Genomic DNA, 23,538 nt, shown 5'->3' with positions numbered 1-23,538 from the left:
CCTAGACCGCACTCGCTCGAATCGCCGCCGCCGACGGTCGTGCCCGCCAAGGGAGGGGAGTCGCGCTGTCGCTCACCAGTGGAGACGTAGGTGCTCGACAGGAGAGTAACACCTCGTGGTGGTCAGCGGGACGCCGAGGGATTGATGCGCCGTCCCAAGGGAAACCATACGCGGGCGCTGCTCTTATGATTCACAGTCCCCCGTGGCGTGGGTTTGAACCCTTATCGGAATCCATTCCCCGCCCCGCGCCTTCGGTCGATCCCAAGGATACCGCACCGGCCAGGTCGACGGCGAGACCGAGGGCCTGCCAGCCGGCCGGCGCGGCCTTGTCGCCGGCCGCGATCACCGCCTGGACCTGGTCTTCCGTCGTCAGAACCAGAACCGTCGGGCCCGCTCCGGAGACCACCGCGGCGTGTCCGGCCGCGCGCAGTTCGGCGATCAGCTCCGCCGACTCCGGCATGGCCGGCGCGCGGTACCCCTGGTGCAGATGGTCCTGCGTGGCGGCGAGCAGCAGGTCGGCGCGGCCCGCGGTGAGCGCGGCGGTCAGCAGCGCGGCCCGGCCGGCCGTCCGCGCGGCGTCCGCGTGCGGCACCAGCTTGGGCAGCAGACCCCGCGCGACCTCGGTCGACAGGCCCTCGTCCGGGACGAAGGCGACGGCGCGCACGGCCGGGGCGGGGTCCACCCGCAGGGCCCGCGCGGCGGCCGCGGAAGCGTCGGAGATTTCACCCGCTTGGTCCAACCAGGCGATGGTGAAGCCGCCACGCAGGCAGGCCGCCACGTTGTCGGGGTGCCCCTCCAGCTCGGTGGCCAGCTGGAGCACCTCCTCGTCGGACAGCGTCGCCCCGACGGTCAGGGCGCGCGCGGCGACGATGCCGGCGCAGATCGCCGCCGCCGAGGAGCCCAGGCCCCGGGCGTGCGGGATCCGGTTGGCACAGACCAGCTCCAGGCCCGGCGGCCGGGCCCCGAGCCGGTCGAACGCCGCGCGCATGGCGCGCACCACGAGGTGGCCCTCGTCGCGGGCGACCGTGTCGGCGCCCTCCCCCGCGACGTCCACCCGCAGCCCGGAGTCGGCTATCCGGACCATCACCTCGTCGTACAGCCCGAGCGCCAGGCCCAGGGAGTCGAAGCCGGGTCCGAGGTTCGCGCTGGTGGCCGGTACGCGGACGCGCACCGGGGCGGCTCGGAAGACAGGGCTCGGCATTGTGCTCCGTTCGTGCTGAGGGGTTGAGGGCTCAGCTGTATCAGAACATTCCTTAGGCGAGGCTGAGAGCCTCGGCCACCGCCGTCACGTCGGCGGGCACGGCTTCGGGCAGCGGCGGGGCAGCCTTGACCGCCCACTCCGGGTCCTTCAGGCCGTGTCCGGTGACCGTGACGACGATCCGCTTGCCGGCCTCCAGCCGACCCTCACGGGCCATCTTGAGGATTCCGGCGACACCGGCGGCGGACGCCGGCTCGACGAAGACGCCTTCCTCGGCCGACAGCACGCGGTGCGCGGCCAGGATCTCCTCGTCGGTCACCGCTTCGATGACGCCGGTGGAGTCCTCGCGCGCGGCGACCGCCAGGTCCCAGGACGCGGGGTTGCCGATGCGGATCGCGGAGGCGATGGTGTCCGGGAACTCGACCGGCGCGCCGTGCACGAGCGGAGCGGCGCCGGCGGCCTGGAAGCCGAACATCCGGGGAGTGCGCGAGGCCTGACCTTCCTTCGCGTACTCCTGATAACCGAGCCAGTACGCGGAGATATTCCCGGCGTTGCCGACCGGCAGCGCGTGGATGTCCGGGGCGTCGCCGAGTACGTCGACGACCTCGAAGGCGGCGGTCTTCTGGCCCTGCAGGCGAACCGGGTTCACCGAATTCACCAACGCGACCGGGTACTTGGCGGCCAGCTCGCGGGCCAGCCGGAGGCAGTCGTCGAAGTTGCCCTCGACCGGCAGCTGGGTCGCGCCGTGCGCCAGCGCCTGGGCCAGCTTGCCCAGCGCGATCTTCCCGGCCGGCACCAGCACCACCGGCTTGAGCCCGCCGCGCACCGCGTAGGCGGCGGCCGAGGAACTGGTGTTGCCGGTCGAGGCGCACACCACGGCCTCGGCCCCGGCCTGCTTGGCCAGCGAGATCGCGGTGGTCATGCCGCGGTCCTTGAAGGAACCGGTCGGGTTCATACCCTCGACCTTGACGAACACCTCGCAGCCGGTGAGCGCGGACAGGCGCGGGGCCGGCAGCAGCGGCGTGCCGCCCTCGCCCAGCGTGATGACGGGCGTGCCGGCGTCGACCGGCAGCCACTGTCGGTACTCCTCGATGACGCCTCGCCAAACCATGTCCGCCAGCTCCTCTATTTCACGGGGAGGGATTATTCGGATTCCACGCGCATGACGCTGGACACGTCACGCACGAAGTCGAGCGCCCGCAGCCGGGCCACGGTCGCGGTCAGGGCCGCGTCCGGGGCCAGGTGCGTCACGATCACCAGCTGCGCGTCCAGCCCGCGGCCGGACTGCCGCACGGTGGCGATCGACACGTCCTGTTCTGCGAAGATACCGGCCACCGCCGACAGGACGCCTGGCTTGTCGTCTACGTCGAGGCTGATGTGATAGCGGGTCCGCGCCTCGCCGACCGGCCGGACCGTGAGCCCGGCGTACGCCGACTCGCCCGGCCCGCGCGATCCGGTCACCTTGTTCCGCGCGATCGCCACCAGGTCGCCGAGCACCGCCGACGCGGTCGGGGCACCGCCGGCGCCGGGCCCGTAGAACATCAGCTGGCCGGCCGCCTCGGACTCGATGAACACCGCGTTGTACGCCTCGCGCACCCCGGCCAGCGGATGACTGCGCGGGATCATCGCCGGGTGCACCCGCGCCGAGACCTTGCCGGCCTCCGGATCCACCTCGCAGATGGCCAGCAGCTTCACCACCGAGTTCATCGCCCGGGCCGAGGCGATGTCCGCGGAGGTGACCTCGGTGATGCCCTCGCGGTGCACGTCGGAGGCGGTGACCCGGGTGTGGAAGGCGAGACCGGCCAGGATCGCGGCCTTGGCCGCGGCGTCGAAGCCCTCGACGTCGGCGGTCGGGTCGGCCTCGGCGTAGCCCAGCGCGGTGGCCTCCTCCAGCGCCTCGGCGAAGCCGGCGCCGGTGGTGTCCATCCGGTCCAGGATGAAGTTGGTGGTGCCGTTGACGATGCCCAGCACCCGGTGCACCCGGTCCCCGACCAGCGACTCGCGCAGCGGACGGACCAGCGGGATGGCGCCGGCCACCGCGGCCTCGTAGTACAGGTCCACGCCGTGTTTCTCAGCAGCCTGGTACAGCGTCGAGCCGTCCTCGGCGAGCAGCGCCTTGTTCGCGGACACCACGGACTTTCCGGACTCCAACGCGGCCAGGATCAGCGCCCGGGACGGCTCGATCCCGCCGATGACCTCGATGACCAGGTCCACGTCGTCCCGTTTGACCAGCGCCTCGGCGTCCGTGGTGAACAGTTTCGGGTCGACCCCGGGCACCTCGCGCTGCCGGTTCGGCCGGCGCACGGCGATCCCGGCCAGCTCCAGCGGGGCGCCGACCCGCGCGGCCAGGTCGGCGGCATTGGCCGTCATCAGGCGCGCGACTTCCGAGCCGACTACTCCACAGCCCAGCAGTGCCACCTTCAGCGGCTCAGTACGCATCGCAAACCCCATCGCCTCGGTCGGTGCCGTCACACATCCTCGGGCACGGCACAGTCAGTCCTGCCAGTCTTGCCGAATCCCATTCCTCGACAACCCGTCGTCCGGGATGTGGGACCGGCGGACGGTCGTCAGCCGAGGTCAAGACCCAGAAGGTCGTCCTCGGTCTCGCGCCGCACGATCACGCGCGCCGCGCCGTCCCGCACCGCGATCACCGGCGGCTTGAGCACGTGGTTGTAGTTGCTGGCCATCGACCGGCAGTAGGCGCCGGTCGCCGCGACGGCGAGCAGGTCGCCGGGGGCGGTGTCGCCGGGCAGCCAGGCGTCGCGCACGACGATGTCGCCGGACTCGCAGTGCTTGCCGACCACGCGGGTCAGTGCCGCCTCGGCCCGGCTGGCCCGGTTGACCAGCGCGACCGTGTACTCCGCGTCGTAGAGCGCGGTACGGATGTTGTCGGACATCCCGCCGTCCACCGAGACGTACGTCCGCAACCCGGGCAGCGGCTTGACCGTGCCGACTTCGTACAGCGTGATCCCGGGCGGGCCGGCGATGGCGCGGCCGGGCTCGACGGACAGCCGGGGGTGCGCGAGCCCCGCGGCGTCGCACTCGCGCGCCACGATCTCCTTGAGCCGCCGTGCGATCTCGGCCACCGGCGCCGGGTCGTCGGCCTCGGTGTAGGCGATGCCCAGGCCGCCGCCGAGGTCCAGCTCGGGCAGCTCGATGCCGTGCTCGCGCTTGATGGCGGCCAGCGCCTCGGTGAGCCGGTGCGCCGCCACCTCGAAGCCGGCGGTGTCGAAGATCTGGCTGCCGATGTGCGAGTGCAGACCGGTCAGCTCCAGGTGGTCGGCGTGCTTCAGGAGGCGCGCCACGGCCTCGGCCGCCGCGCCGCCGGCCAGCGAGAAGCCGAACTTCTGGTCCTCGTGCGCGGTGGCGATGAACTCGTGGGTGTGCGCCTCGACACCGGCGGTCACGCGCACCATGACGCGCTGCCGGACGCCGCGGTCCGCGGCGATGGCGGCCAGCCGCTCTATCTCGTCGTGCGAGTCGACGATGATCCGGCCGACCCCGGCGTCCACCGCGCGCTCCAGCTCGGCGACGGACTTGTTGTTGCCGTGGAAGCCGAGGCGGTGCGCCGGGAAGCCGGCGCGCAGGGCGACCGCGAGTTCGCCGCCGGAGCAGACATCCAGATGCAGCCCCTCTTCGGCGGCCCACTTGGCGATCGCGACGGACAGGAAGGACTTGCCGGCGTAGAAGACGTCGGCGTCCGCGCCGAACGCCTCGACCCACTCGCGGGCCCGGCGGCGCCAGTCGTCCTCGTCGACCAGGTACGCCGGGGTGCCGAACTCGCGCGCCAGCTCGCGGATGTCGGCGCCGGCGAAGGTCAGCGCACCGGAGTCGGCGTCGCGTGCCACCCCGCCGGGCCAGATCTTCCGGTCCAGCCGGTTCAGGTCCGCCGGGGCCGCGCCGTGGCCGCCCTCCGGGAGGACGTCGGCGTAGCGGGGCCCGGCGGGGTGCGCGCTTCTGCTCATGGACCGAGAGTGTTCCTTACTTCAGGTCCGATTTGTCACATGCGCTCAGGTGCCGAGACACCGAGCAGGTCCAGGCCGTTGCGCAGGACAGTTTGGGTGGCCTCGACGAGCCACAGCCGCGCGCGGTTCAGATCGGTCGGCGCCTCGCCGCCCAGCGGGAGGATCCGGCAGTCCTTCTTCTCGGACTGCCAGGCGTGGTACTTGCCGGCCAGGTCCTCCAGGTAGTGCGCGACCTTGTGCACGGCACGCAGTCCCGCGGCCTGGGCCACGACCCGCGGGAACTCCGCCAGCGCGGCGAGCAGTTCCTCCTCACGCGGATGCGAGAGCAGTTCCGGCTTGAAGTCCTCCGCGCTGCCCTTGTCGAAGCCCAGCTCGGCGGCGTTGCGCTTGACCGAGGCCATCCGCGCGTGTGCGTACTGGACATACCAGACTGGGTTCTCAGGTGCGTTCGTCGTCAGCAGGTCGACGTCGAGCACCAGCTCGTTGTCCACACTGGAGCGCGCCAGCGCGTACCGCGCCGCGTCCACGCCGATCAGGTCGATCACGTCGTCCAGGGTGACGATGTTCCCGGTCCGCTTGGAGAGCTTGACCTCCTCGCCGTCCTTCACCATCTTCACGAACTGGCCGATCAGGACCTCGATGTCCTTCTCCGGGTCGTCCCCGGAGCACGCGGCCATCGCCTTGAGCCGGCCGACGTAGCCGTGGTGGTCGGCGCCGAGCATGTAGATACACGGTGAGTAGCCGCGGTCCCGCTTGTTCAGGTAGTACGCGCAGTCCGCGGAGAAATAGGTGCGCTCGCCGTTGGAGCGGACGATGACCCGGTCCTTGTCGTCGCCGAAGTCGGTGGTCCGCAACCAGATCGCGCCGTCCTGCTCGAAGACGTGCCCCTGCTCGGCCAGCCGGTCGGCGACGCCCTCGACCGCGCCGGACTCGTGCAGCGTCTTCTCGGAGAACCAGACGTCGAAGTGCGTGCGGAACTTCTCCAGGGACTCCTGCTGGAGCCGCAGCTGGAGCTTGTACCCGGCCGTACGGAAGGCCTCGACCTGCGCCTCTTCGGGCAGCTGGGTCAGGACCGGGTGCTCCTCCAGGATGGCCTGAGCCAGATCCTTGATGTACGCACCCTCATACAGTCCCTGCCCCGACGGCACCTCCTGGCCGTTCGCCCGCAGCGCCAACGACATGCCGAAGTTGTTCATCTGGTTGCCGGCGTCGTTGATGTAGAACTCGCGCGTGACGTCGGCGCCCGCGGCCTCCAGCAGCCGGCCCAGCGCGTCGCCGACCGCGGCCCACCGGGTGTGGCCCAGGTGCAGCGGCCCGGTCGGGTTGGCCGAGACGAACTCCAGGTTGACGATGTGGGCGGCGTAGGTCTCGCTCCGGCCGTACTCCGCACCCTGCTCGACGATGGTCTTGGCGAGTTCGCCGGCCGCACCGGCGGCCAGCTTCAGGTTGAGGAACCCGGGCCCGGCGACGTCGACGCCTGCGATGCCCTCGACCTTGCGCAGGCGCTCCGCGAGCAGCTCGGCCAGGGCCCGCGGCGGCATGCCGGCGGCCTTGGTCAGCTGGAGGGCGACGTTGGTGGCGTAGTCGCCGTGGTCGCGGTTCTTCGGTCGCTCGACGGTCACGGTCTGCGCCGGCCACACACCGGGGACCGCGGTCAGGGTCAACGCGCCGTCGGCGACGGCGGCGTTCACGGTGTCGAGGACGGCCTGGGAAAGCTGCTCGGGAGTCACCCGTCCTAGATTACGGGACGCGCTGGGACGGCCCGCGCGAGTTTCGGCGGTGCCGCGGTGTCGGCCGCCGGGTCAGGTGCCGCCGGGCGGGGCGAGCGCCCGCACCGCGTCCACCAGATCCACCGGCTCGAAGGGTTTGGTGATGTAGGCGTCCGCGCCGGCCGACTCCCCACGCCGCCGGTCCTCCGGCAGCGCCGCGGCGGTCACCACCACCACGCGCGGACGGCCCAGCGCGGGGTCGCACTTGAGCCGTCGCAGCACGTCCAGGCCGCCGGGCCCGGGATCGGGCAGCAGCAGGTCCAGGGTGACCACGTCGGTGCCCGGCACCAGTTCCAAGCACCGCGCGCCCGACTCCGCCTCCTGCACCTCGAAGCCCTCCAGCTCCAGGTTGATACGGATCAGGGTCCTGACGGTATCGCTGTCATCCACCACGAGGACACGCGAGGGGCCGGTTTTGGTCACGGCCCCACGGTAGCGGCCCCGCGCGAAGTCCTAGCCCGTCGCGCCAGAGGGTGTCGGGGTCGTCGGGAGCACGGACGCCGTGTGCGCTCCGGTGGCGCCACCGGACGCCGACGCGGACGGACTTGCGGAAGTTGAGGTCACAGGCGGTCCGGACGGCGTCGAACTGGTCGCGGTCGTCGAAGGCGTCGCAGGATCCTGCTGAGGATCGTCGGACCCCGGCTCGCGGTGCAGGCCGTGCGGAACGCTCACCATCGGCGGCGGAACCGTGACGAGGTGCATGGAGTTGCCGTCGCCACTCCACTGCTGTTGCAGCAGGTGTCGCGGAAAGAGGTTCGTGACCGGCGACCCGTTCCCGTCCAGCCACGCGTCGCTGTCGATGTACGACCCGACCGAGAACGGCATCGCCCGCACCGGCATGCCGTCCTGGTCGTACACATAGACGCCGTTGAGCAGCTTGCCGCTTTGGTCGTAGAGGTAGAGGTTCGAGATCGGCTTGCCGTCCTCGACGAGCCCAGACTGGGACTGCTGGACGTAGGAGACGCCCGACCCCGTGTCGCCCCGGTCGCCCTGGCTGCCGATCGCCGACAACGCCATCCCGACCGTGAACAGGACCAGGATGCCCTCCCCGGCGCCCATGGCCCGCCGCCGCCATCCGTCCGGCACGGTCTGGCGGGCCGCGTAGACCGACGCCGGGATCGCGACGAGCAACGCGAGCAACCCGACGAACGTGCTGTTCCCGACCTGCGGGATGATCGTGATTTCGTGCCAGGGATGCGCAGTCGTCGTCATCGCCTCCAGAAGCCGCACGGCCACCCAGCCACGCAGCACCCACCACGCGGGACGCAGCGAGGGCAGGAAGTCCAGCACCTCGCGCCCCGCCCGATACCTGCGCGCGCGCTGCTCCGCGTCCGCGATCGCCTGCCGCACCCTCGCCCGCAGCCTCCGCCGTGGCCGCGGCCGCGAACCCGCACCCGGGCCGCCCGGGCCGCTCCCCTCCCCCGGCTCCGGCAGCCCCGCCGCCTGTCGCAGCTCCCTGGCATACGCCGCGGGCGCGCCGAGCCGCTCCCGCAGGGTCCCGGCGTCCTCGGCCGCGACCTCCCGCAGGTGGTCCTCAAGGTCCTCCAAGAGGTCGGCGCTCTCGTCCGCCGGGAGATCGGCGAACTGCGCGCGCACCTCGGCCGCGTAGCCGGCGACCTCGTCGCCGCTCCCGCCGACACCACCCCCGAGACCGTCCACGCCACCGACGCCGGCACCATCACCGAGGCCGCCGCCCATGCCCTCGAACTCCTGGGAACTCATGCCCGATCTCCCCTCTCCGCTCCGAGCAGCCGGTCCATGGACCCGGCGAACACCCGCCACGTCGCGGCGGACTCCTTCAGCTGCGCCCGCCCACTGGCGTTGACCCCGTAGTACTTCCGGTGCGGCCCCGATTCGGAGGGCACCACGTAGCTCGTCAGATAGCCGTTGGCGTACAGCCGCCGCAGCGTCCCGTAGACGGACGCGTCGCCGATGTCCTCGAACCCCGCGACCCGCAGCCTGCGCACGATGTCGTAGCCGTAGCCGTCCTCGTCGACCAGGACCGCGAGGACCGCCGAGTCCAGGACGCCTTTGAGCAATTGTGTGGAATCCATCGCCCCTCCTGTGCGGACCACAGTACTACACATTGCACAGTACTGCGTGAAGAAAAAGAGCCCGGCCCTCGCGGGGTCCGGGCTCTGAGACCGCGTGGCTACAGCCGCTCAAGCGCCTCGCGCAGCGGCTTGAGCCCGATCGAGCCGAGGTCGAGGGCCTGCCGGTGGAAGGCCTTCAGGTCGAAGTCGCCGCCCTTGCGCGCCTTGGCGTCGTCCCGCGACTGCAACCAGATCCGCTCGCCGAGCTTGTACGCGGGCGCCTGCCCCGGCCAGCCGAGGTAGCGGTCCAGCTCGAAGGCGAGCTGCGCCTCGGTGGTGTTGACGTTCGTCGTCATGTACTCCCAGCCGAGCTCCGGCGTCCAGCGCTCGCCGCCGTGGTCCACGCCGTTGCCGAAGTCGGTCCCGGCCGGGATCTCGAACTCCAGGTGCATGCCCAGGTCCACCACCACGCGCACGGCGCGCATCATCTGGCCGTCGAGCATGCCCAGCTTGTCGGCCGGGTCGGACAGGTAGCCGAGGTCGTCCATCAGCCGCTCGGCGTACAGCGCCCAGCCCTCGCCGTGCCCGGAGACCCAGCACATCGAGCGCTGCCAGCGGTTCAGCAGATCCTTGCGGTAGGCGGTCTGCGCCAGCTGCAGGTGATGGCCCGGGACGCCCTCGTGGTAGACCGTCGTGGTCTCGCGCCAGGTGGAGAACTCGGTCTGGCCCTCGGGCACCGACCACCACATGCGGCCCGGGCGCGCGAAGTCCTCCGACGGCGGCGTGTAGTACATGACGCCGTCGTGGGTCGGGGCGATCATGCACTCCAGGCGGCGCACCGGCTCGGGGATGTCGAAGTGGACGTCGGCCAGCGCCTCGACGGCGGCGTCGGACTTCTCCTGCATCCAGGCCCGGAAGTTGTCCGCACCGGTGACCTTCCGGGACGGGTCGGCGTCCAGCGCGGCCAGCGCGTCCTTCAGCGAGCCGCCGGGCACGATGCGCGCGGCGGTCTCGTTCATCTCGGCGCGCAGCCGGGCCACCTCGTCCAGGCCCCAGCGGTAGGAGTCCTCCAGGTCGATGGTGTCGCCGAGGAACTCGCGGGAGGCGCGCTGGTAGCGCTCGCGGCCGACCGCGTCCTTCTCCGGCGCGGAGGCCAGCAGCTGCTCGGTGAGGAAGCGTCCGAAGTCGGCGGTGGCGGCCGCCGCCGCCTCGGCGCCGCGGTCCAGGTCGCCGCGGACCGCGCCGGTGGCGCCGGTGCGCTCGACCAGGCCGGTCCAGAAGCTGCCGCCGCCGAGCTCGCCGTTCCAGTCCTTCGCCTGCTTCGCGCAGGCCAGCACCTGCCGCCGCGCGGCGGTGCGGCCCCGGCCCGCGGAGTCCGCCAGCGTCGCCTTCAGCTGCTCCAGCGCGGCCGGAACGGCCGCCAGACGCTTGGCGATGTTCGCGTGGTTCTCCTCGCCCTCGACGCCCATCTGGTCGAAGACCGCGCGCACCGACTGAAAGGGGCTGGCGAGCACGTTCAGCTCGGAGGTGTCGTCGCCGGCCTCGTACCGCTCGACGGTCAGCGCCAGGCGCTCCTCCATGGCCTCCTTGGCCACGCGTTCGTTCCCGTCCGCGGGCTCCAGGGCCCGGATCGCCGCGAGGGTGGACGCCGTCAGCGTGTTGCGCTCGGCGAACCCGTCCAGGGAGATGTCGGTCAGCTCGTGGTCGTGCCCCGCCACTCCGAGTTCGGTCGCGAACTGCGGGTCCAGTTCGACGTAGCGGGCGACGTAGTCTTCGGCGATTTCATTGATGGACGTCACAGGCTCGACCCTATGTCACCGCATACGCCGGTGCGCGAGCCGTTTACGCGCCCCGCACGCCGCCACGGCGACCTCCCCCGACCGGGATTCAGACCTCGACCAGCACCGTGAAGGGCCCGTCGTTCACGAGCGCGACTTTCATGTCCGCGCCGAACCGGCCGGTCTCCACTTTCGCGCCGAGCTCGCGCAGTTCCGCGACCACCGCCTCGACCAGCGGCTCAGCCACCGGCCCGGGGGCGGCGGCGCTCCAGGTGGGACGCCGGCCCTTGCGCGCGTCGCCGTAGAGCGTGAACTGGCTGATCACGAGCAGTGGCGCTCCGAAGTCGGAGCAGGACTGCTCGGTTCCGGGCTCGCCATCAGGCCCTTCAAACAGGCGCAGACTCCACAGTTTCCGGGCCAGTTGCGCGGCCTTGGCCGCGGTGTCGTCATGAGTGACGCCGACCAGCACAGCCAGACCGGGACCCTCGATCGCGCCGACGACCTCGCCGGCCACGGTCACCGACGCCTCGCTCACCCTCTGGACCACCGCTCGCATGCGCCTATTCTCCCCCGCCGTGCGGCCGATGAGACGATGGCGCCATGGCAGAGCTGAACACCACCCTCGTCACCTTCCCCGCCGGCGCGACGTCCGGGACCGCGACCGTCCTGGCCGTGCGGCCGCTGGCGGAGGGCGTCGGCGTGATCGTCGACACCACCCCGTTCCACCCGCTGGACCACAGCTGGCCGGACCAGCCCGGCGACACCGGCGTCCTGAGCGCCGACGGGGTGGAGCACGCGGTGACGGACTGCCTCACCGGCGGCGTGGGCCCGGACGGCGAGTTCGCAGTCGGGCCCGACATCCCGGTGCGGCGCGGCGACGAGACGTGGCGGTGGCTGGCGGTGCACGTGCTGGAAGGCTCGGGCTCGGCGCCGGCCCCGGGCGCGTCGGTCGAACTGCGCGTGGACGAGGCCCGCCGCGCAGCCCTGTCCGCCTCCCACACCGGCTGCCACCTGATGGCCCTGGCCCTGAACGACGCCCTCGCCGACCGCTGGCGCAAGGAAGTCCGCACCGACGGCCTGGACCACCCGGACTTCGACAGCCTCGCGATGGACACCTCCCGCATCGGCCTGGACGCCAGCACCGACCGCTACCGCCTCGGCAAGTCGCTGCGCAAGAAGGGCTTCGACCCCGAAGGACTCCGCGAGGCGCTGCCGGAGGTGACCGAGAAGGTCAACGCGCGCCTGGCCGAATGGCTGGCGCAGGACGCGACGGTGCGCATCGACTCACCCGGCCCGGAGCTGACCGCCCGCCGCCAGTGGGTCTGCGAGCTGCCGGAACGGACGGTCGAGATCGCCTGCGGCGGCACGCACCTGCACCGGCTCGGGGAGCTGGCTTCGCTGACCGCGGAGCTGACCCTGTCGGAGGACGGGACCGAGTTGGTCGTGGTGACGACGCCGAAGCGGGCTTAACAGCGCCCGGACTGCCGACGGACTGCCGACTGGCCGCCGCCCGCAGCATGTCGGGCCGCGGCCAGATCGCGCTCGCGGCGCGCGCTTCGGTTGCCGGCTGGCTGACCGGCCGACTGACTGACTGGCTGGCTGGCTGGCTCCGGCCTGGCGCTAGCAGGCCGCCGGCTCCAGCACGGCGACCTCCGCGTCCCTCGCAGCACCCGCATTCACCGGCACCGGCACCGGCATCGGCACCGGAGCCGACGCGAGCGCAGTCGCCGCCACCGGCACCGCCCGCTCCACCGCGACCCCCGCGAACCGCTGGTACCCCAGCATCGCGGCGGCCAGCACCACGCCGATCGCCCCGGTCGTCGCGAACGCCCACGGCGGCGAGGAGGCGTCCACCACCGTCCCGGCCAGCGGCGCGCCTATCGCGCCGCCGAGCGTCATCGCAGAGCCCTGCAACCCCATCGCCTGCCCGCGGGCCGAGGCCGGCACGGCGGCGGCGACCGCCTCGGCCGTGGAGGCCAGCGTCGGCGCGCACATGAAGCCGGCCGGCAGCAGGATCAGCGCCAGCCACCACCACCCGAACTGGCCGACGAAGCCGACCGGTACCGTCCCCGCGCCCAGCAGCAGCATCAGCACCGGCAGCCGCCACGGCCGCTCGGTCGAGCCGTGCCAGAAGCCGCCGATCAGCGACAGCAGGCACCACGCGAAGATGCACACGCCGGCCATGCTCACCGCGTTCTGCTGCCGCAGCAGCGCGGTGATCGAGATGTCCGTCCCGGCCAGCACCAGGTTCGCCGCCATACCGGTGGCCAGCACCAGCACGAACGCCGGCCGCAGCCACGTGCTCAGCGGCACCTTCTGCGGCGGCGCGCCGTCGCCGGCCCCATCCGCCCGGTGCCCGATCGGCGGGTTCAGCACCCACAGCGTCACCACCGACCCGACCGTCAGCACCCCGATGGCCGCCATCGTCACGGTCGCGGTGTGCATCGAGGTGATTGCCGCGATCGCCAGCGCCGGACCGACCATGAAGACCAGCTCCACGATCATCGAGTCCAGCGCGAAAGCCTGCCGCCGCATCGAGTCCGGCACCCGCGCGGCCACCGCCTGCCGGATGACCGAGAACACCGGCACGCCGAGCACGCCGCCGAGCACGAACGTGGTCCCCAGCAGCACCGGGTAGGACAGGAACGGCGCCGTCACCCAGTACGTCGCCTCCGACACCCCGGTCAGCAGCAGCACCGGCTTGAGCCCGCGCCGGTCCACCATCCGCCCCAGCAACGGCGACCCGACACCCATGCCGATCGTCATCACCATGCTCGCCAGACCGGCCGCGGCGTAACTGCCGCCCTGGTCCAGCACGACATGCAGGGTCAGCGCCATGGCCTTGGCGGTCAGCGGCAACCGCGCCACGAAGGCGACGACGAACAAGGCCCGGGTCCCGGGCATGGCCAGAATCGGCTTGTAAGGGGTGATGAGCTTGAGCACTTGTTTCCTTCCCACCGAGATCATCGCAGACGCCGCCGACAAAGACGAGTGGGTAATCGCGCGTGGAGCGGCTGCCGAGACCACCGCCAAGACCACTGCCGACACCGCCGCCGAGACCACCGCCGACCGGCCCGGCCCCAGCGATGTGAGTTAGTGGTATGCCATGCGGTAAGAAGTGGAACATGACCGACGACCGCTCGCTCCCCCGCGCCGTCGCGTCGCTCCGCGGCCTGGCCGTGGGCGACGCGGTCGGCGCCTGCTACTTCATCCCGCTGAACCAGCCCCTCCTCACCGACCGCCGCCTCCCGCCGGACCCCTGGTACTGGACCGACGACACCGAGATGGCGTGCTCGGTCCTGGCGGTCCTGCGCGACCACGGCCGCGTCGACCAGGACGCCCTGGCCCACTCCTTCGCCGCGCACCACGACTTCGACCGCGGCTACGGCGCCGGCGTCAACCGCATGCTCCGGCTGATCCGCCAGGAGGGCGCCGACTGGCGCGAGCAGGCCGCGGGCATGTTCGAGGGCAAGGGCTCCTGGGGCAACGGCGCCGCGATGCGCGTGGCCCCGCTCGGTGCCTGGTACGGCGCCGCCGATCTGGACCGCGTCGTCGCCGAGGCGACGGCCTCGGCGGAGGTGACGCACACGCACCCGGAGGGCTCGGCGGGCGCCGTGGCGATCGCGGTCGCCGCCGCACTGGCCGCCGACACGACGCTGACCGGCTACGAGTTCCTCGACGAGATCGCCGAGCGCACGCCGCCGGGCCTGGTCCGCGACGGGGTCGGGACGGCGATGACGCTGCTGCCGCTGACCGACCCGCGCAGCGCCGCCGCGTCGCTGGGCAACGGCCGCTACATCTCGGCGCCGGACACGGTTCCGTTCTGCCTGTGGATCGCCGCCAAGCACCTGGACGACTTCGAGAACGCCTTCTGGGACACCGCTTTCGTCGGCGGGGACATCGACACGACGTGCGCGATCGTCGGCGGGATCGTGGCCGCGCGGGTCGGCGTGGCCGGGATCCCGGAGGAGTGGCTGAAGCGGTGCGAGGCGCTGCCGGAGTGGGTGGGGGTCGAATGAGCACATCGCGGGAGGCACGGGTGGCCGTCGAGAACGTCAATGCCCTGACGAAGCGCTGGTTGGCGGCGGTCGGCGCAGACGCGGGTGTGCTGTCGGCGGTCGGGGTCTGGCCGCTGCTGGCCTTCCTCGCCGACGGCGCTGACGAGGAGACGGGGCGGGAGCTGTCTGGGGCGCTCGGCGTTCCGGTGCAGGAGGCTGCGCGGGCGGCGCGCGAACTGCTGGCCGTGGTCGAGCACACGCCTGCGATCCACCGCGCTCGGGTTGTGGACGCGTGGTGAGGTGCAGGTGGACCGGGACTGGCTCGGGCGTCTGCCGGCCGACGTCCACGGCGAGCTGACCGGCGTGCCGGGCGACGACCAGCAGCGGTTGAACGCCTGGGCCTCGGAGCGCACCGAGGGCCTGATCCCCCGGATGCCGATCGAGGTGAAGCCGGACACGATGCTCGTTCTGGCGAGCGCCTTGCTGGTCACGCTCACTTGGCGCGAGACGTTCACCAAAAGCTTCACTGAATCGACCGGACCGTGGGCCGACGCCGGAGACGACATCCCGGCCCTGCGGCGCGGCACCCCGGATCTCGACCTGCTGAGCGTCGCCGACACGCCGATCGGCCCGGTGACGACGCTGAGGGTCGAGAGCAACGAGGACGTGGACGTGCACCTCGTCCTGGGGCCGGTGGACGGCTCGCCGTCGGACGTGCTGGCGGTCGGGAGCGACTTGGTCGGTTCCCCGCGTCACCCCATGACGCGGGGCTCCGACCTACCCGTCGGCGATGCCGGACCGGGAGTTCGGGTGGCGGTGGTCGAGTCCTCCTGGCAGCAGGACAGCCTGGAGGTGACGACGGTTCCGTTCCGGATCAAGGCGCGGCACGACCTGCTGGATCACGCGGCGCTGTTCGGGCTTCGGCGGGCGACGGACGACTCGCACGGACACTTCCCCGGCGTCAGCGACTACCCGCTGTTCGTGAACCAGGCGCTGCAGGACGCCGTCGCCGAGTTCAGCGCGACCGGCTTCCGGGCGGCGGCGGTGACGGCGATCGGCATGATGGGTGCTGCGATGCCCAGGCAGCGGTACCGGGTACGGCACGTGGCGGTCGCCTTCGACCGGCCGTTCGCCTACTACGCGGTGCATCGTGACAGTGGCCTGATTCTGGTCGCTGGGTGGGTGAGCGCGCCGCTGCGGGCGGCGGCCGAGGCTCAGGACGTCTCGTCCGGCAACGCGTAGCGCCATCGGCAGATTCGCAGACCTTTGTCCGACCGGTACACGGTCGCCGCCGGTTGCCGCTGCCCGGACGGCGTGTCTATGCCGGTACACGCAGCTCGCACGGCAGTGGCGACCGCACCGTCGGCCGAGTGCACCTCCGCGCAGTCGGCCGCCCCCGGCTGCGGAAGCCCCGCAGGCCACGGCTGCACGGGCCCGGTCCCATTCGGCGGGCACTGCATCTCGTAACGCACCTTGGTGCCGGTGTAGGGCGTGGCGGCGTCGGAGGTGAGCGCCTGGAGCTTGGCGAAGGCGTCGGCCACAGGCGCGGGATACTCCGACTCGGTGCTGACGCCGAGCACGAGCGCACGCACGGTCTGATACGCCCCACCGGGCTGGTAGACACCGAGCACCGTGATCGCGCCGTCAGGAATCGCATGGCCACCCTTCGGCAACAGGACCTTGGTCGACGACTGCCCCTTGAGATCCTGCTGCACCCCCTGCACGAGGTAGTCGAGCGCCCCCGGCGTGAGCGTAAGGCGCTTCCGCGCGTCGAAGACGACCGTCCCGTCCGAGTAGACGGCAACCGCCGGCGCAGCCAACGCACTCCGCACAACGAACCCACCGGAGTAGCTGACCTCCGCGACCCGCGTCACCACCCCCGCAGGCGGCAACAACGGCACCGACGGACTCGCCCCACTCGTCGCCGTCCCACCAGCCCCACCAGCCTTCGTGGAGCTCTGACACCCCGCCACGCTGATGATCAGCGCGACAGCACACAAGTACTTGCGCATCTCCATGCGACTTGGACGCGAGCAACGCGCCGCCGGTTCCCGGACACAGGGCCCTTATTGGCGCAACGCGCGCAGCCCGCTCGCCGACAGCCAAACCCACCGCCCGCCGAAGCGCCCGCCCGCAGCTGCCGACCACCCGCAGCCGCTCATAGCCACCCGCAGCCATCCGCGCTAAGGCATCCCCACTGCTAGCAGCTCGCCAGTCGCAGCGCACTGCACCGGCGAGCCCCGGTCGCCCCGCGCCGAAGCCCGAAGCGCGCCATCGGCCGCCGTATCGCGCCACCTGCTATGGCCGCCCCGCCGCCGAGCCCGAGGCGACCGCACCAGCCCTCACTCCCGCCGGCCCTCACCCCACCCGCAGCACCGCCTCCAACCGCCGCGCCGCATTCCCCACCGCGCCGCCGCTCTTCAGCCGTATCGCGCCACCTGCTGTGGCCGCCCCGCGCCGAGCCCAAGGCGACCGCGCCAGCCCTCACTCCCGCCAGCCCTCACCCCGCGCGCAGCACCGCCTCCAACCACCGCACCGCCGCTCTCCAGCCGCATCGCGCCTCCTGCTGTGGCCGCCCCGCGCCGAGCCCGAAGCGACCGCGCCAGCCCCCACTCCCGCCAGCCCTCACCCCGCGCGCAGCACCGCCTCCAACCGCCGAGCCGCGTTCCCCACCGCACCGCCGCTCTTCTTCTGCGCGAGCGCGGTCACCTCCGCGATCGGCGCCCGCTCCGCCGGCAGCGCCCCGGCCAGCTCCGTCGCCAGCACCAGCAGGTCCGCGGTGCCCGACAGGGTCTTCGGCACCGCCGGTGGCAGTACCTTCGGCAGGGCCAGCGCGATCGCCTCCCACGTCGCCGCCGCCGCGCCGCCGTTCGCCAAGTCGCGTAGCGCCGGCACCGACCGGCGCATGCCCGAGGCCGGGAACACGCGCAGCTCCGCTGCCAGCGCCGCCCCGAGGGCGGACGGGTCCAGCAGCTTCCGCGATGCCAGCACCAGCGCCGCGTCGACGCCGGAGGCGCGGAGCCGCGCGTCGTCGCTGACCAGGCGGTAGGCGATCACCTTGTGCGTGTCGTCCTGCGGCCCGTCCTGCTCGGCGAGGACCACCGCCGACTCCGGCGACGGCGGGGCCGTGCCCCGGTCCACGCCGCCGAGCATCGCCAGGGCGGAAAGGTCGGGGCGCGAGGGCACGATCGCGGGCCAGCACGTCATCCAGTCCGACTCGTACCAGCAGCGCTCCGGCTCGCGCCAGACCCCCGGCGCCAGGTCCAGCAGGGTCTCCGGCGCGACCGCGTGGCCCTGCCTGACCCGGCGCGCGAGCTCGGCGTCGGGGAGGTCGCGGACGGCTTCCCGCGCCTGCGGTTCCGGCAGCTCGGCGGGCGGCAGCACGACCCGCTCCCCCGCCACCCAGGCCGCGAAGCGCCGCCCCGCCTTCGACGTCAGCCCACTGACATCCACGCCCCCGCAGTCGGCCGGCAGCCGCAGCAACGCCTGGTGGAAGTCCGCCTCCAGCGGCACCAAACCCTGCGCCTCGCACTGCCGCAGCCGCGCCGCCAGCACCTCCGGCTCGATCGCGCCGGTCGGCGACGTCGGCATCGACACCAGCGGCGGCATGTCGGCCATCCCCAGCGCCGCGTGGATCTCGGCCGCGCGCAGCGTCAGGAAGTCGGCGGGCGTCGTGCGCCTCCGGCGGTAGAAGCCCCGGCTCGACTTCCGCGCCCGCGACCACAGCTGCTTCACCGACGCCCGGTGCGGATGCCGCCGCGCCTCCTCCCCCACACGGGCACCCGCCGCGATCACCATGCACAGAGCGCTGAGCGGAGTCAGCGCCGCCATGGACGACGTCCAGGCCTGTCCCGAACCCGAAGACCACCGCTCGACGATCGGCCCCAGCGCCTCCCGCAGCCCCGCGGAATCCGTCCGCTCGAACTCCACGACCGCCTCCAGCACCCGCTCGAAGACCATCGCCTCGACCGGATCGGCGTGCATCAACGACGCCACCACCTCGGCCAGCTCGGCCGGCGACCCGATCGGCGGCAGCAGCGGACGCGGCACATACGGCGCGACCTCGGGATAGTCGGCGCCGCCAGAGCCCGCGCCAACGCCAGCGCCAGCGCCGACCCCATCCGTCGTCGAGTCCTGCGAAACCCCGAGCAGCCCGGCCAGCATCGCGACCAAGTCCGGAGCGAGGTAGACCTGCGCCTCGGCGACCAACCGCCCGCGCTCGTCCTCCCCCAGCTTCTTCGCATGCTTCCCGGCCAGCTTCACCGCGCGCTCCTGCAGATCCGCAGCCTGCGCACCGAACGCCGTCCCGACCGCGTCGACCAGCTGCGCGGCCCGATCCGGATGCGCCACGAGCAACGCGTCCAGCCAGCTCAGCGTGGTCTTGACCACGTTCTTCTCCGACCGCGTCACCGCGATCGACGCCGCCTCGACAGCGAGCTCGACGTCGAGCAGCCCGGCGTCAGAGGCCTTCTTCAGCGCGGCCAGGAACGTCCGCGCGACCGTCCCGTTCTGCGAAGACAGCAGGCTGATACAGCTCGACACCCGCTCGACGACCTCGTCGTCGGTGGCCTGCAACTCGTTCCAGAACGCGAGGTGGTCCTGCATCGCCCCGGGCCGACCGCCGCGCAGCAGCCGCCGCAGGCTGCCTTCCAGCACCGCGACACGAGGAACCCGACCGCGCCGAACCGCCGAGAGGGCCGCGACCCGGACGACGCCCCAGGACTGGAACAGTTCGTCGTTCTCGTCATCGTCGAAGAGAAGCGGCAGTACCTCGCCGAGGCGCGGGTCCTGCAAGATCTCCTCTTCGATCCGCTCGTTGTGCCGGAACCAGGTGTAGGAGACACCCCAGGCCCGTACGAACTCGGGCGTCGCCTCCAGCTCCACCCCGGCCACCGCAGCGACCTCCTCTACCAGCTGATAGACGCGCTCCGGCTCAAGCTCGGCAAGCAGAGCACCAGGCAAGTCGGCCAGCCAGACCGGACAACGCTCAACCAGAACCTGCCGGATGGCGTCGGACTCGCGGGGCTGGAAAAGGTCTGTGCGCTGCACGCCACGCAGAAACTTCGCCGTAGCGGACGCGCTGGCGAAGACCGCCAACGCCGCCGGGGTCACGGTCCGCTCGGCACGGTCCCTGCGCTCCATAAAGGTGCGCCAGTCTTCATCACTCTGGGAGCGCCAGCGGACTGTTCGCAGGAACTCCCTCAGAGGCTTGCCGAAGGTGCGGCGGTCCTTCTCCGACATGCCCTGGAAGAAGTTCGCGATCGAAGCGGCATCGCCATTGGCCAGCAGCAGGGTGAAGCCGGCTATCGAGTGCGACGCCGAGGCCGACAGCGTGCCGGCAGCCGCAGCAACCGCAGCCGCTTCGGCCGCGTTGTTCGCATCCTTCGCAGCAGCTCTCTTCCAGATCATCGCGCCGCCACCGCCACATCGTCGCCCGAGGCCGCATCCGAGTCCGCATCCGCGCTATCCGTCAGCCCGCGCTCACCACGCCGGTACGCATCCGCCGCGAGAATGTGCTTACACGGCCCGCGCCCGCCCTGATACTTCGCGTACCAAAGACACGTGCACGACAGCGCGCCGTCACCCGCCAGCCGAACCCGCTGCACGTGATCCTCGACCTTCACCGTCGCGATGTCCCCGTCCCAGCTCACCGCTCCGGCGTCCAGCAAGTCCCGAGCCGCGCGCAGCCGCGGGTTCTGCTTGGCCGCGCGCTCGGCGTCGTAGGGCAGTTCGCGGTGAAAGTACGCCGCGTCCGCGTGGTCGTATCCGACCCGCCCGGCCGTCCCCAGCTGCGTCAGCGCCGCGCGCACCCGCGCCACCGGGAGCCCGGTCTGCTCGGCCAGCACGTCCGGCTCGATCCGCGCGTCGAAGGCCAGCAGCGCGGCGACCGCCTCGGCGTCGTCGATCACGTCGTCGCCGGCCAGCGCCGAGAGCACCGCGCCCTCCCCGGAGAAGCCCCGGGTGATCTCCGGCGAGAGCGTCAGCACCAGCCGCATGCCGGGTAGGTCGAGCTGCCAGACCGAGGCCGCCGGATGGGCACCGCGCGCCACGTTCGGGCCGTAGACCCGGAGCTTGCCGCCGAAGCGCAGCAGCGGAAGCAGTTCCTTGAGACGCTGCGGCCCGGCTATGCAGATCGCGCCGGGGCCGGGCGAGGCCGCCAGCCGCAGCGTGCGGCCCGCCGGGACCAGCCACTGCACGCCGCGCGGCGCGTTCGGCAGGCCGCGCAGGAAGCGGGCGGCGTCGGCCGCGGCGAGCTCGGCGCGCAGGTCGTAGCCGGAGGTGACGGCCTGCACCTCCGCGAAGCCGCGCAGCCAACGCGCCGGCAGCGGGACCTTGCGCTCGACCACGGTGCCGTCGAAGGTCGTGGCCACCAGAGCCTCCGGGCCGACTTCGAGCTTCAGCGGGTCGCCGCCGCGGACCCGGGTCAGCGCCAGCCGCAGGTCGTTGTTGACGTCCACGTTGGTGGTACCGCGGTCCAGGGCCGTGCCGTCCATGCCCTCGTCGAGGACGTCCAGCCGGGCGTAGACGCCGCAGCAGCCGGAGAACGACTCGAAGCGGAGGCGGTCGCCGTTGCAGGTGACCACCGGATCACGCAGCGCGGCCAGATTCGGGCGCCAGTAGCGGGCCTGCGCGATATTGGCCACGCCGAGCAGCGCGGCGGCGGCGGGCTCGGCCTCGCCCAGGAAGCCGGAGAAGAAGCGCGGGTGCGCGGTGGGACCCGCAGTGGTGGTACCGCCGGAGGTCTGCAGGTCCAGCAGCCCCGCCGGGGTCAGGCTGGACGCGCGGACATACCCGTATATTTGGGCGGTGGAGGTCATGGTCCGAAGGTAGCGGCGGACACTGACAGGGGATGAGAGGACTAATGTCGACTCGGGTCCGCCTGAGCCGACCTCGGAATCCGACCTGGATCCCGACCCTGGAGCTCAGATCCCGACCCACAGCCCGAGCCCGAACCCGAGCCCGAACCCGATCCTCAGCCCGACCGAGGCGCGACGCGAAGAAGGAGCCCGCCAGACGTGGAGTCCGCCTGGAACCGCAGCGTTCTGCGCACGAACAACGAGCGGCTCCTGCTCGACCGCCTGCGCGCCGACGGCGCCACCTCCCGCGCGGAGCTGGCCCGGCTGACCGGGCTGTCCAAGCCCACGGTGTCCACCGCGCTGGGCCGGCTGGAGCACGGCGGCCTGGTCCGCGAGATCGGCAAGCAGGCGGTCGCCGGGCGCGGGCGCTCGCCGGTCCTCTACGAGGCCGACCCGACCGCCGGCTACGCCATCGGGGTGGACGTCGGCCGCAGCTGGATCCGGGTCGGCCTGGCCGATCTGGACGGCACCGTGGTCGGCCGCAGCGACCGCCCGAACACCGCCGCCGACGCCGACGGCATCGTCGACGCGATCGTGGAGCAGGTCCGGCACGCCGCCGAGGAGGCCGGCGTCGAGTGGTCGCGCGTGCTGCACACCGTGGTCGGCAGCCCCGGCGTCATCGACACCGCGACCAACGAGCTGCGCTACGCGGTGAACCTGCCGGGCTGGGGCCGCCGCGAGGTGACCGACCGCCTCGCCGCCTCCCTGGGCACCGCCCTGGAGCTGCTGAACGACGCCAACCTCGCGGCGCTCGGCGAACACGCGGCGGGCGCCGGCCGCGACTGCCGCCTGTTCGTCTACCTCCACATCGGCACCGGCCTCGGCTCCGGCATCGTGGTGGACGGCAAGCTGTTCCCCGGCGCGCACGGAGCCGCCGGCGAGGTCGGCTACCTGCCGTACGGCCCCTACGACGAGGACCGCGCCCGCACCCGCGGCCTGCTGGAGGACGCCGCCGCCGCCGACTCGGTCGTGGCGATCGCGCGCGAACTCGGCATGGCCGACGTCGCCTCGGCGAAGGACGTCTTCCTGGCCGCCCGCGCCGGCAGCACGACCGCACTGGAAGTCGTCCGCCGCGAAGCGGAGCGCCTGGCGCACGCCGTCGCCTCGATCGCCGCGGTCATCGACCCAGAACTGGTCGTCCTCGGCGGCGGCATCGGCGACAGCGCGGACCTGCTGCTGGAGCCGCTGCGTGAGACGCTGGGCAAGATGACGCCCCTGGTCCCGGACCTGGCGGCGTCGGTGCTCGGCGCGAACGCCGTGCTGGAGGGGGCGCTGGCCTCGGGCGTGCGGACGGTGCGCGGGCTGGTTTTCGAGGCGTGGCAAGGGGTTCAGGAAGTGGTGCCGGCGGCGGGTGCGGCGGACGCGTAGGCGATCGCCGGCCGCCGCCACCAGAAAATCCCGCGGGCGCTCCTGCTTGATGTGTGGTGGGTGCGGTTTGTTGGTGGGTTGACAGTCAAGGGCGTTTTTTGACGGCTTCGCGCGGGTTTAAGAAGGATCCGCTGGGTGCGCAGTTCGGTGGTGTGCCTGGGGACGCGCTGGCGGCCGGCGGTGATGCTGGACACGACCGCGCGCGAGTCCGAGTCACTGCGCACGCGTCAGGTCGGCGGCTGGCGGCCCTCGTCGCTGACGTCGCCCGGAGGGAGCCATCCCGGCCTGGCGGGTTGGCAGAGCCCGCCGACAGCGACGAGGGATCCGGGACAACCCCTCCTGTGGTGTGGACGGGGTCCACCCGGTGGCCACAGGTGGCGGTGAGTTGTCGTGTGGGAGGTGCGGGAACCTTTCCCACAGGCGGGGTTGTCCCGGGTTCCCCGTCGCGTCGGCGGGCGTAGCCAAGCTGACCGGACAGCAAGAGCGGGTAGTTAAGGGTTTGTGGTGGGTGTCAAGGCCCTGGGCTGCCGGGTGGCATGGGAAACGAGACCTCTGATACATCGGGTTCTTGT

20 protein-coding genes are annotated in these 23,538 nt (G+C 72.1%); 6 read left to right on the top strand and 14 right to left on the bottom strand.

Going from position 1 to position 23,538, the window contains the following annotated elements; genetic code table 11:
• Positions 1–190: 190 nt before the first annotated feature.
• The 10 genes from thrB to dtd form a co-directional block, all read right to left on the bottom strand.
• Positions 191–1,201: a homoserine kinase gene (gene thrB / locus ABH935_RS48225; RefSeq protein ID WP_370384751.1), complete on the bottom strand. Its 1,011-nt coding sequence runs from the start codon at positions 1,199–1,201 to the stop codon at positions 191–193.
• A 52-nt stretch (positions 1,202–1,253) separates the two neighbouring features.
• Positions 1,254–2,309 (bottom strand): threonine synthase, encoded by a 1,056-nt coding sequence (gene thrC / locus ABH935_RS48220; protein WP_370384750.1) that lies wholly within the window; start codon positions 2,307–2,309, stop codon positions 1,254–1,256.
• Positions 2,310–2,341: 32 nt separating this feature from the next.
• Positions 2,342–3,637, bottom strand: a complete 1,296-nt coding sequence (locus ABH935_RS48215; protein ID WP_370384749.1) for a homoserine dehydrogenase — start codon at positions 3,635–3,637, stop codon at positions 2,342–2,344.
• Positions 3,638–3,765: 128 nt separating this feature from the next.
• Positions 3,766–5,163: a diaminopimelate decarboxylase gene (lysA, locus tag ABH935_RS48210; RefSeq protein WP_370384748.1), complete on the bottom strand. Its 1,398-nt coding sequence runs from the start codon at positions 5,161–5,163 to the stop codon at positions 3,766–3,768.
• Positions 5,164–5,198: 35 nt separating this feature from the next.
• Positions 5,199–6,893: an arginine--tRNA ligase gene (gene argS / locus ABH935_RS48205; RefSeq protein ID WP_370384747.1), complete on the bottom strand. Its 1,695-nt coding sequence runs from the start codon at positions 6,891–6,893 to the stop codon at positions 5,199–5,201.
• 72 nt (positions 6,894–6,965) lie between these two features.
• The gene (locus ABH935_RS48200) at positions 6,966–7,355 is read right to left on the bottom strand and encodes a two-component system response regulator (RefSeq protein ID WP_370384746.1); all 390 of its coding nucleotides are present in this window, start codon (positions 7,353–7,355) and stop codon (positions 6,966–6,968) included.
• A gap of 30 nt (positions 7,356–7,385) precedes the next feature.
• Positions 7,386–8,654: a hypothetical protein gene (locus ABH935_RS48195; RefSeq protein ID WP_370384745.1), complete on the bottom strand. Its 1,269-nt coding sequence runs from the start codon at positions 8,652–8,654 to the stop codon at positions 7,386–7,388.
• Positions 8,651–8,986 (bottom strand): PadR family transcriptional regulator, encoded by a 336-nt coding sequence (locus ABH935_RS48190; RefSeq protein WP_194909372.1) that lies wholly within the window; start codon positions 8,984–8,986, stop codon positions 8,651–8,653. The genes ABH935_RS48195 and ABH935_RS48190 overlap by 4 nt, the downstream gene beginning before the upstream one ends.
• A gap of 98 nt (positions 8,987–9,084) precedes the next feature.
• Positions 9,085–10,764, bottom strand: a complete 1,680-nt coding sequence (locus tag ABH935_RS48185; RefSeq protein ID WP_370384744.1) for a DUF885 domain-containing protein — start codon at positions 10,762–10,764, stop codon at positions 9,085–9,087.
• Between the two features lie 88 nt (positions 10,765–10,852).
• On the bottom strand, positions 10,853–11,299 hold the full coding sequence (gene dtd / locus ABH935_RS48180; RefSeq protein WP_370384743.1) for a D-aminoacyl-tRNA deacylase: 447 nt from the start codon (positions 11,297–11,299) through the stop codon (positions 10,853–10,855).
• A gap of 44 nt (positions 11,300–11,343) precedes the next feature.
• On the opposite strand from dtd, the gene ABH935_RS48175 reads away from it, so the two are divergent.
• Complete coding sequence (locus ABH935_RS48175) at positions 11,344–12,213, top strand: metal-dependent hydrolase (protein WP_370384742.1); 870 nt, start codon at positions 11,344–11,346, stop codon at positions 12,211–12,213.
• Positions 12,214–12,363: 150 nt separating this feature from the next.
• On the opposite strand, the gene ABH935_RS48170 is transcribed toward ABH935_RS48175, so the two are convergent.
• Positions 12,364–13,686, bottom strand: coding sequence for an MFS transporter (locus ABH935_RS48170; RefSeq protein WP_370384741.1), 1,323 nt, complete (start codon positions 13,684–13,686; stop codon positions 12,364–12,366).
• On the opposite strand from ABH935_RS48170, the gene ABH935_RS48165 reads away from it, so the two are divergent.
• From ABH935_RS48165 to ABH935_RS48150, 4 genes are read left to right on the top strand one after another with little or no spacing between them, the layout of a single operon-like run.
• Positions 13,679–13,840, top strand: coding sequence for a hypothetical protein (locus tag ABH935_RS48165; RefSeq protein WP_370384740.1), 162 nt, complete (start codon positions 13,679–13,681; stop codon positions 13,838–13,840). The genes ABH935_RS48170 and ABH935_RS48165 overlap by 8 nt on opposite strands.
• Positions 13,841–13,868: 28 nt before the next feature.
• Positions 13,869–14,762 (top strand): ADP-ribosylglycohydrolase family protein, encoded by an 894-nt coding sequence (locus ABH935_RS48160; RefSeq protein ID WP_370384739.1) that lies wholly within the window; start codon positions 13,869–13,871, stop codon positions 14,760–14,762.
• Positions 14,759–15,040 (top strand): hypothetical protein, encoded by a 282-nt coding sequence (locus tag ABH935_RS48155; protein ID WP_370384738.1) that lies wholly within the window; start codon positions 14,759–14,761, stop codon positions 15,038–15,040. The genes ABH935_RS48160 and ABH935_RS48155 overlap by 4 nt, the downstream gene beginning before the upstream one ends.
• Before the next feature lie 7 nt (positions 15,041–15,047).
• Positions 15,048–15,983, top strand: coding sequence for a serpin family protein (locus ABH935_RS48150; protein ID WP_370384737.1), 936 nt, complete (start codon positions 15,048–15,050; stop codon positions 15,981–15,983).
• Here ABH935_RS48150 and ABH935_RS48145 read toward each other — a convergent pair.
• The 3 genes from ABH935_RS48145 to ABH935_RS48135 form a co-directional block, all read right to left on the bottom strand.
• Complete coding sequence (locus ABH935_RS48145; RefSeq protein WP_370384736.1) at positions 15,956–16,759, bottom strand: hypothetical protein; 804 nt, start codon at positions 16,757–16,759, stop codon at positions 15,956–15,958. The genes ABH935_RS48150 and ABH935_RS48145 overlap by 28 nt on opposite strands.
• A gap of 607 nt (positions 16,760–17,366) precedes the next feature.
• Positions 17,367–20,150: a DUF6493 family protein gene (locus ABH935_RS48140; RefSeq protein WP_370384735.1), complete on the bottom strand. Its 2,784-nt coding sequence runs from the start codon at positions 20,148–20,150 to the stop codon at positions 17,367–17,369.
• Complete coding sequence (locus ABH935_RS48135; protein WP_370384734.1) at positions 20,147–21,559, bottom strand: SWIM zinc finger family protein; 1,413 nt, start codon at positions 21,557–21,559, stop codon at positions 20,147–20,149. The genes ABH935_RS48140 and ABH935_RS48135 overlap by 4 nt, the downstream gene beginning before the upstream one ends.
• A gap of 198 nt (positions 21,560–21,757) precedes the next feature.
• Here ABH935_RS48135 and ABH935_RS48130 point away from each other — a divergent pair, with 198 nt between their 5' ends.
• Complete coding sequence (locus ABH935_RS48130) at positions 21,758–22,966, top strand: ROK family protein (RefSeq protein WP_370384733.1); 1,209 nt, start codon at positions 21,758–21,760, stop codon at positions 22,964–22,966.
• Positions 22,967–23,538: the final 572 nt, after the last annotated feature.

It is taken from the genome of Catenulispora sp. GAS73, assembly GCF_041262085.1.
Lineage (GTDB): Bacteria > Actinomycetota > Actinomycetes > Streptomycetales > Catenulisporaceae > Catenulispora.
Note: the sequence above shows the minus strand (reverse complement) of the source record. Positions and strands in the feature narration are given on the sequence as shown.

What these genes read in the sequence shown, in the direction of transcription:
- ABH935_RS48195 (WP_370384745.1), bottom strand. Translation starts at nt 8,654, where the DNA reads ATGAGTTCCCAGGAGTTCGAGGGCATGGGCGGCGGCCTCGGTGATGGT.
- dtd (WP_370384743.1), bottom strand. Translation starts at nt 11,299, where the DNA reads ATGCGAGCGGTGGTCCAGAGGGTGAGCGAGGCGTCGGTGACCGTGGCC.
- ABH935_RS48175 (WP_370384742.1), top strand. Translation starts at nt 11,344, where the DNA reads ATGGCAGAGCTGAACACCACCCTCGTCACCTTCCCCGCCGGCGCGACG.
- ABH935_RS48145 (WP_370384736.1), bottom strand. Translation starts at nt 16,759, where the DNA reads ATGGAGATGCGCAAGTACTTGTGTGCTGTCGCGCTGATCATCAGCGTG.
- ABH935_RS48135 (WP_370384734.1), bottom strand. Translation starts at nt 21,559, where the DNA reads ATGACCTCCACCGCCCAAATATACGGGTATGTCCGCGCGTCCAGCCTG.
- thrB (WP_370384751.1), bottom strand. Translation starts at nt 1,201, where the DNA reads ATGCCGAGCCCTGTCTTCCGAGCCGCCCCGGTGCGCGTCCGCGTACCG.
- ABH935_RS48215 (WP_370384749.1), bottom strand. Translation starts at nt 3,637, where the DNA reads ATGCGTACTGAGCCGCTGAAGGTGGCACTGCTGGGCTGTGGAGTAGTC.
- ABH935_RS48155 (WP_370384738.1), top strand. Translation starts at nt 14,759, where the DNA reads ATGAGCACATCGCGGGAGGCACGGGTGGCCGTCGAGAACGTCAATGCC.
- ABH935_RS48190 (WP_194909372.1), bottom strand. Translation starts at nt 8,986, where the DNA reads ATGGATTCCACACAATTGCTCAAAGGCGTCCTGGACTCGGCGGTCCTC.
- ABH935_RS48160 (WP_370384739.1), top strand. Translation starts at nt 13,869, where the DNA reads ATGACCGACGACCGCTCGCTCCCCCGCGCCGTCGCGTCGCTCCGCGGC.
- thrC (WP_370384750.1), bottom strand. Translation starts at nt 2,309, where the DNA reads ATGGTTTGGCGAGGCGTCATCGAGGAGTACCGACAGTGGCTGCCGGTC.
- ABH935_RS48140 (WP_370384735.1), bottom strand. Translation starts at nt 20,150, where the DNA reads ATGATCTGGAAGAGAGCTGCTGCGAAGGATGCGAACAACGCGGCCGAA.
- lysA (WP_370384748.1), bottom strand. Translation starts at nt 5,163, where the DNA reads ATGAGCAGAAGCGCGCACCCCGCCGGGCCCCGCTACGCCGACGTCCTC.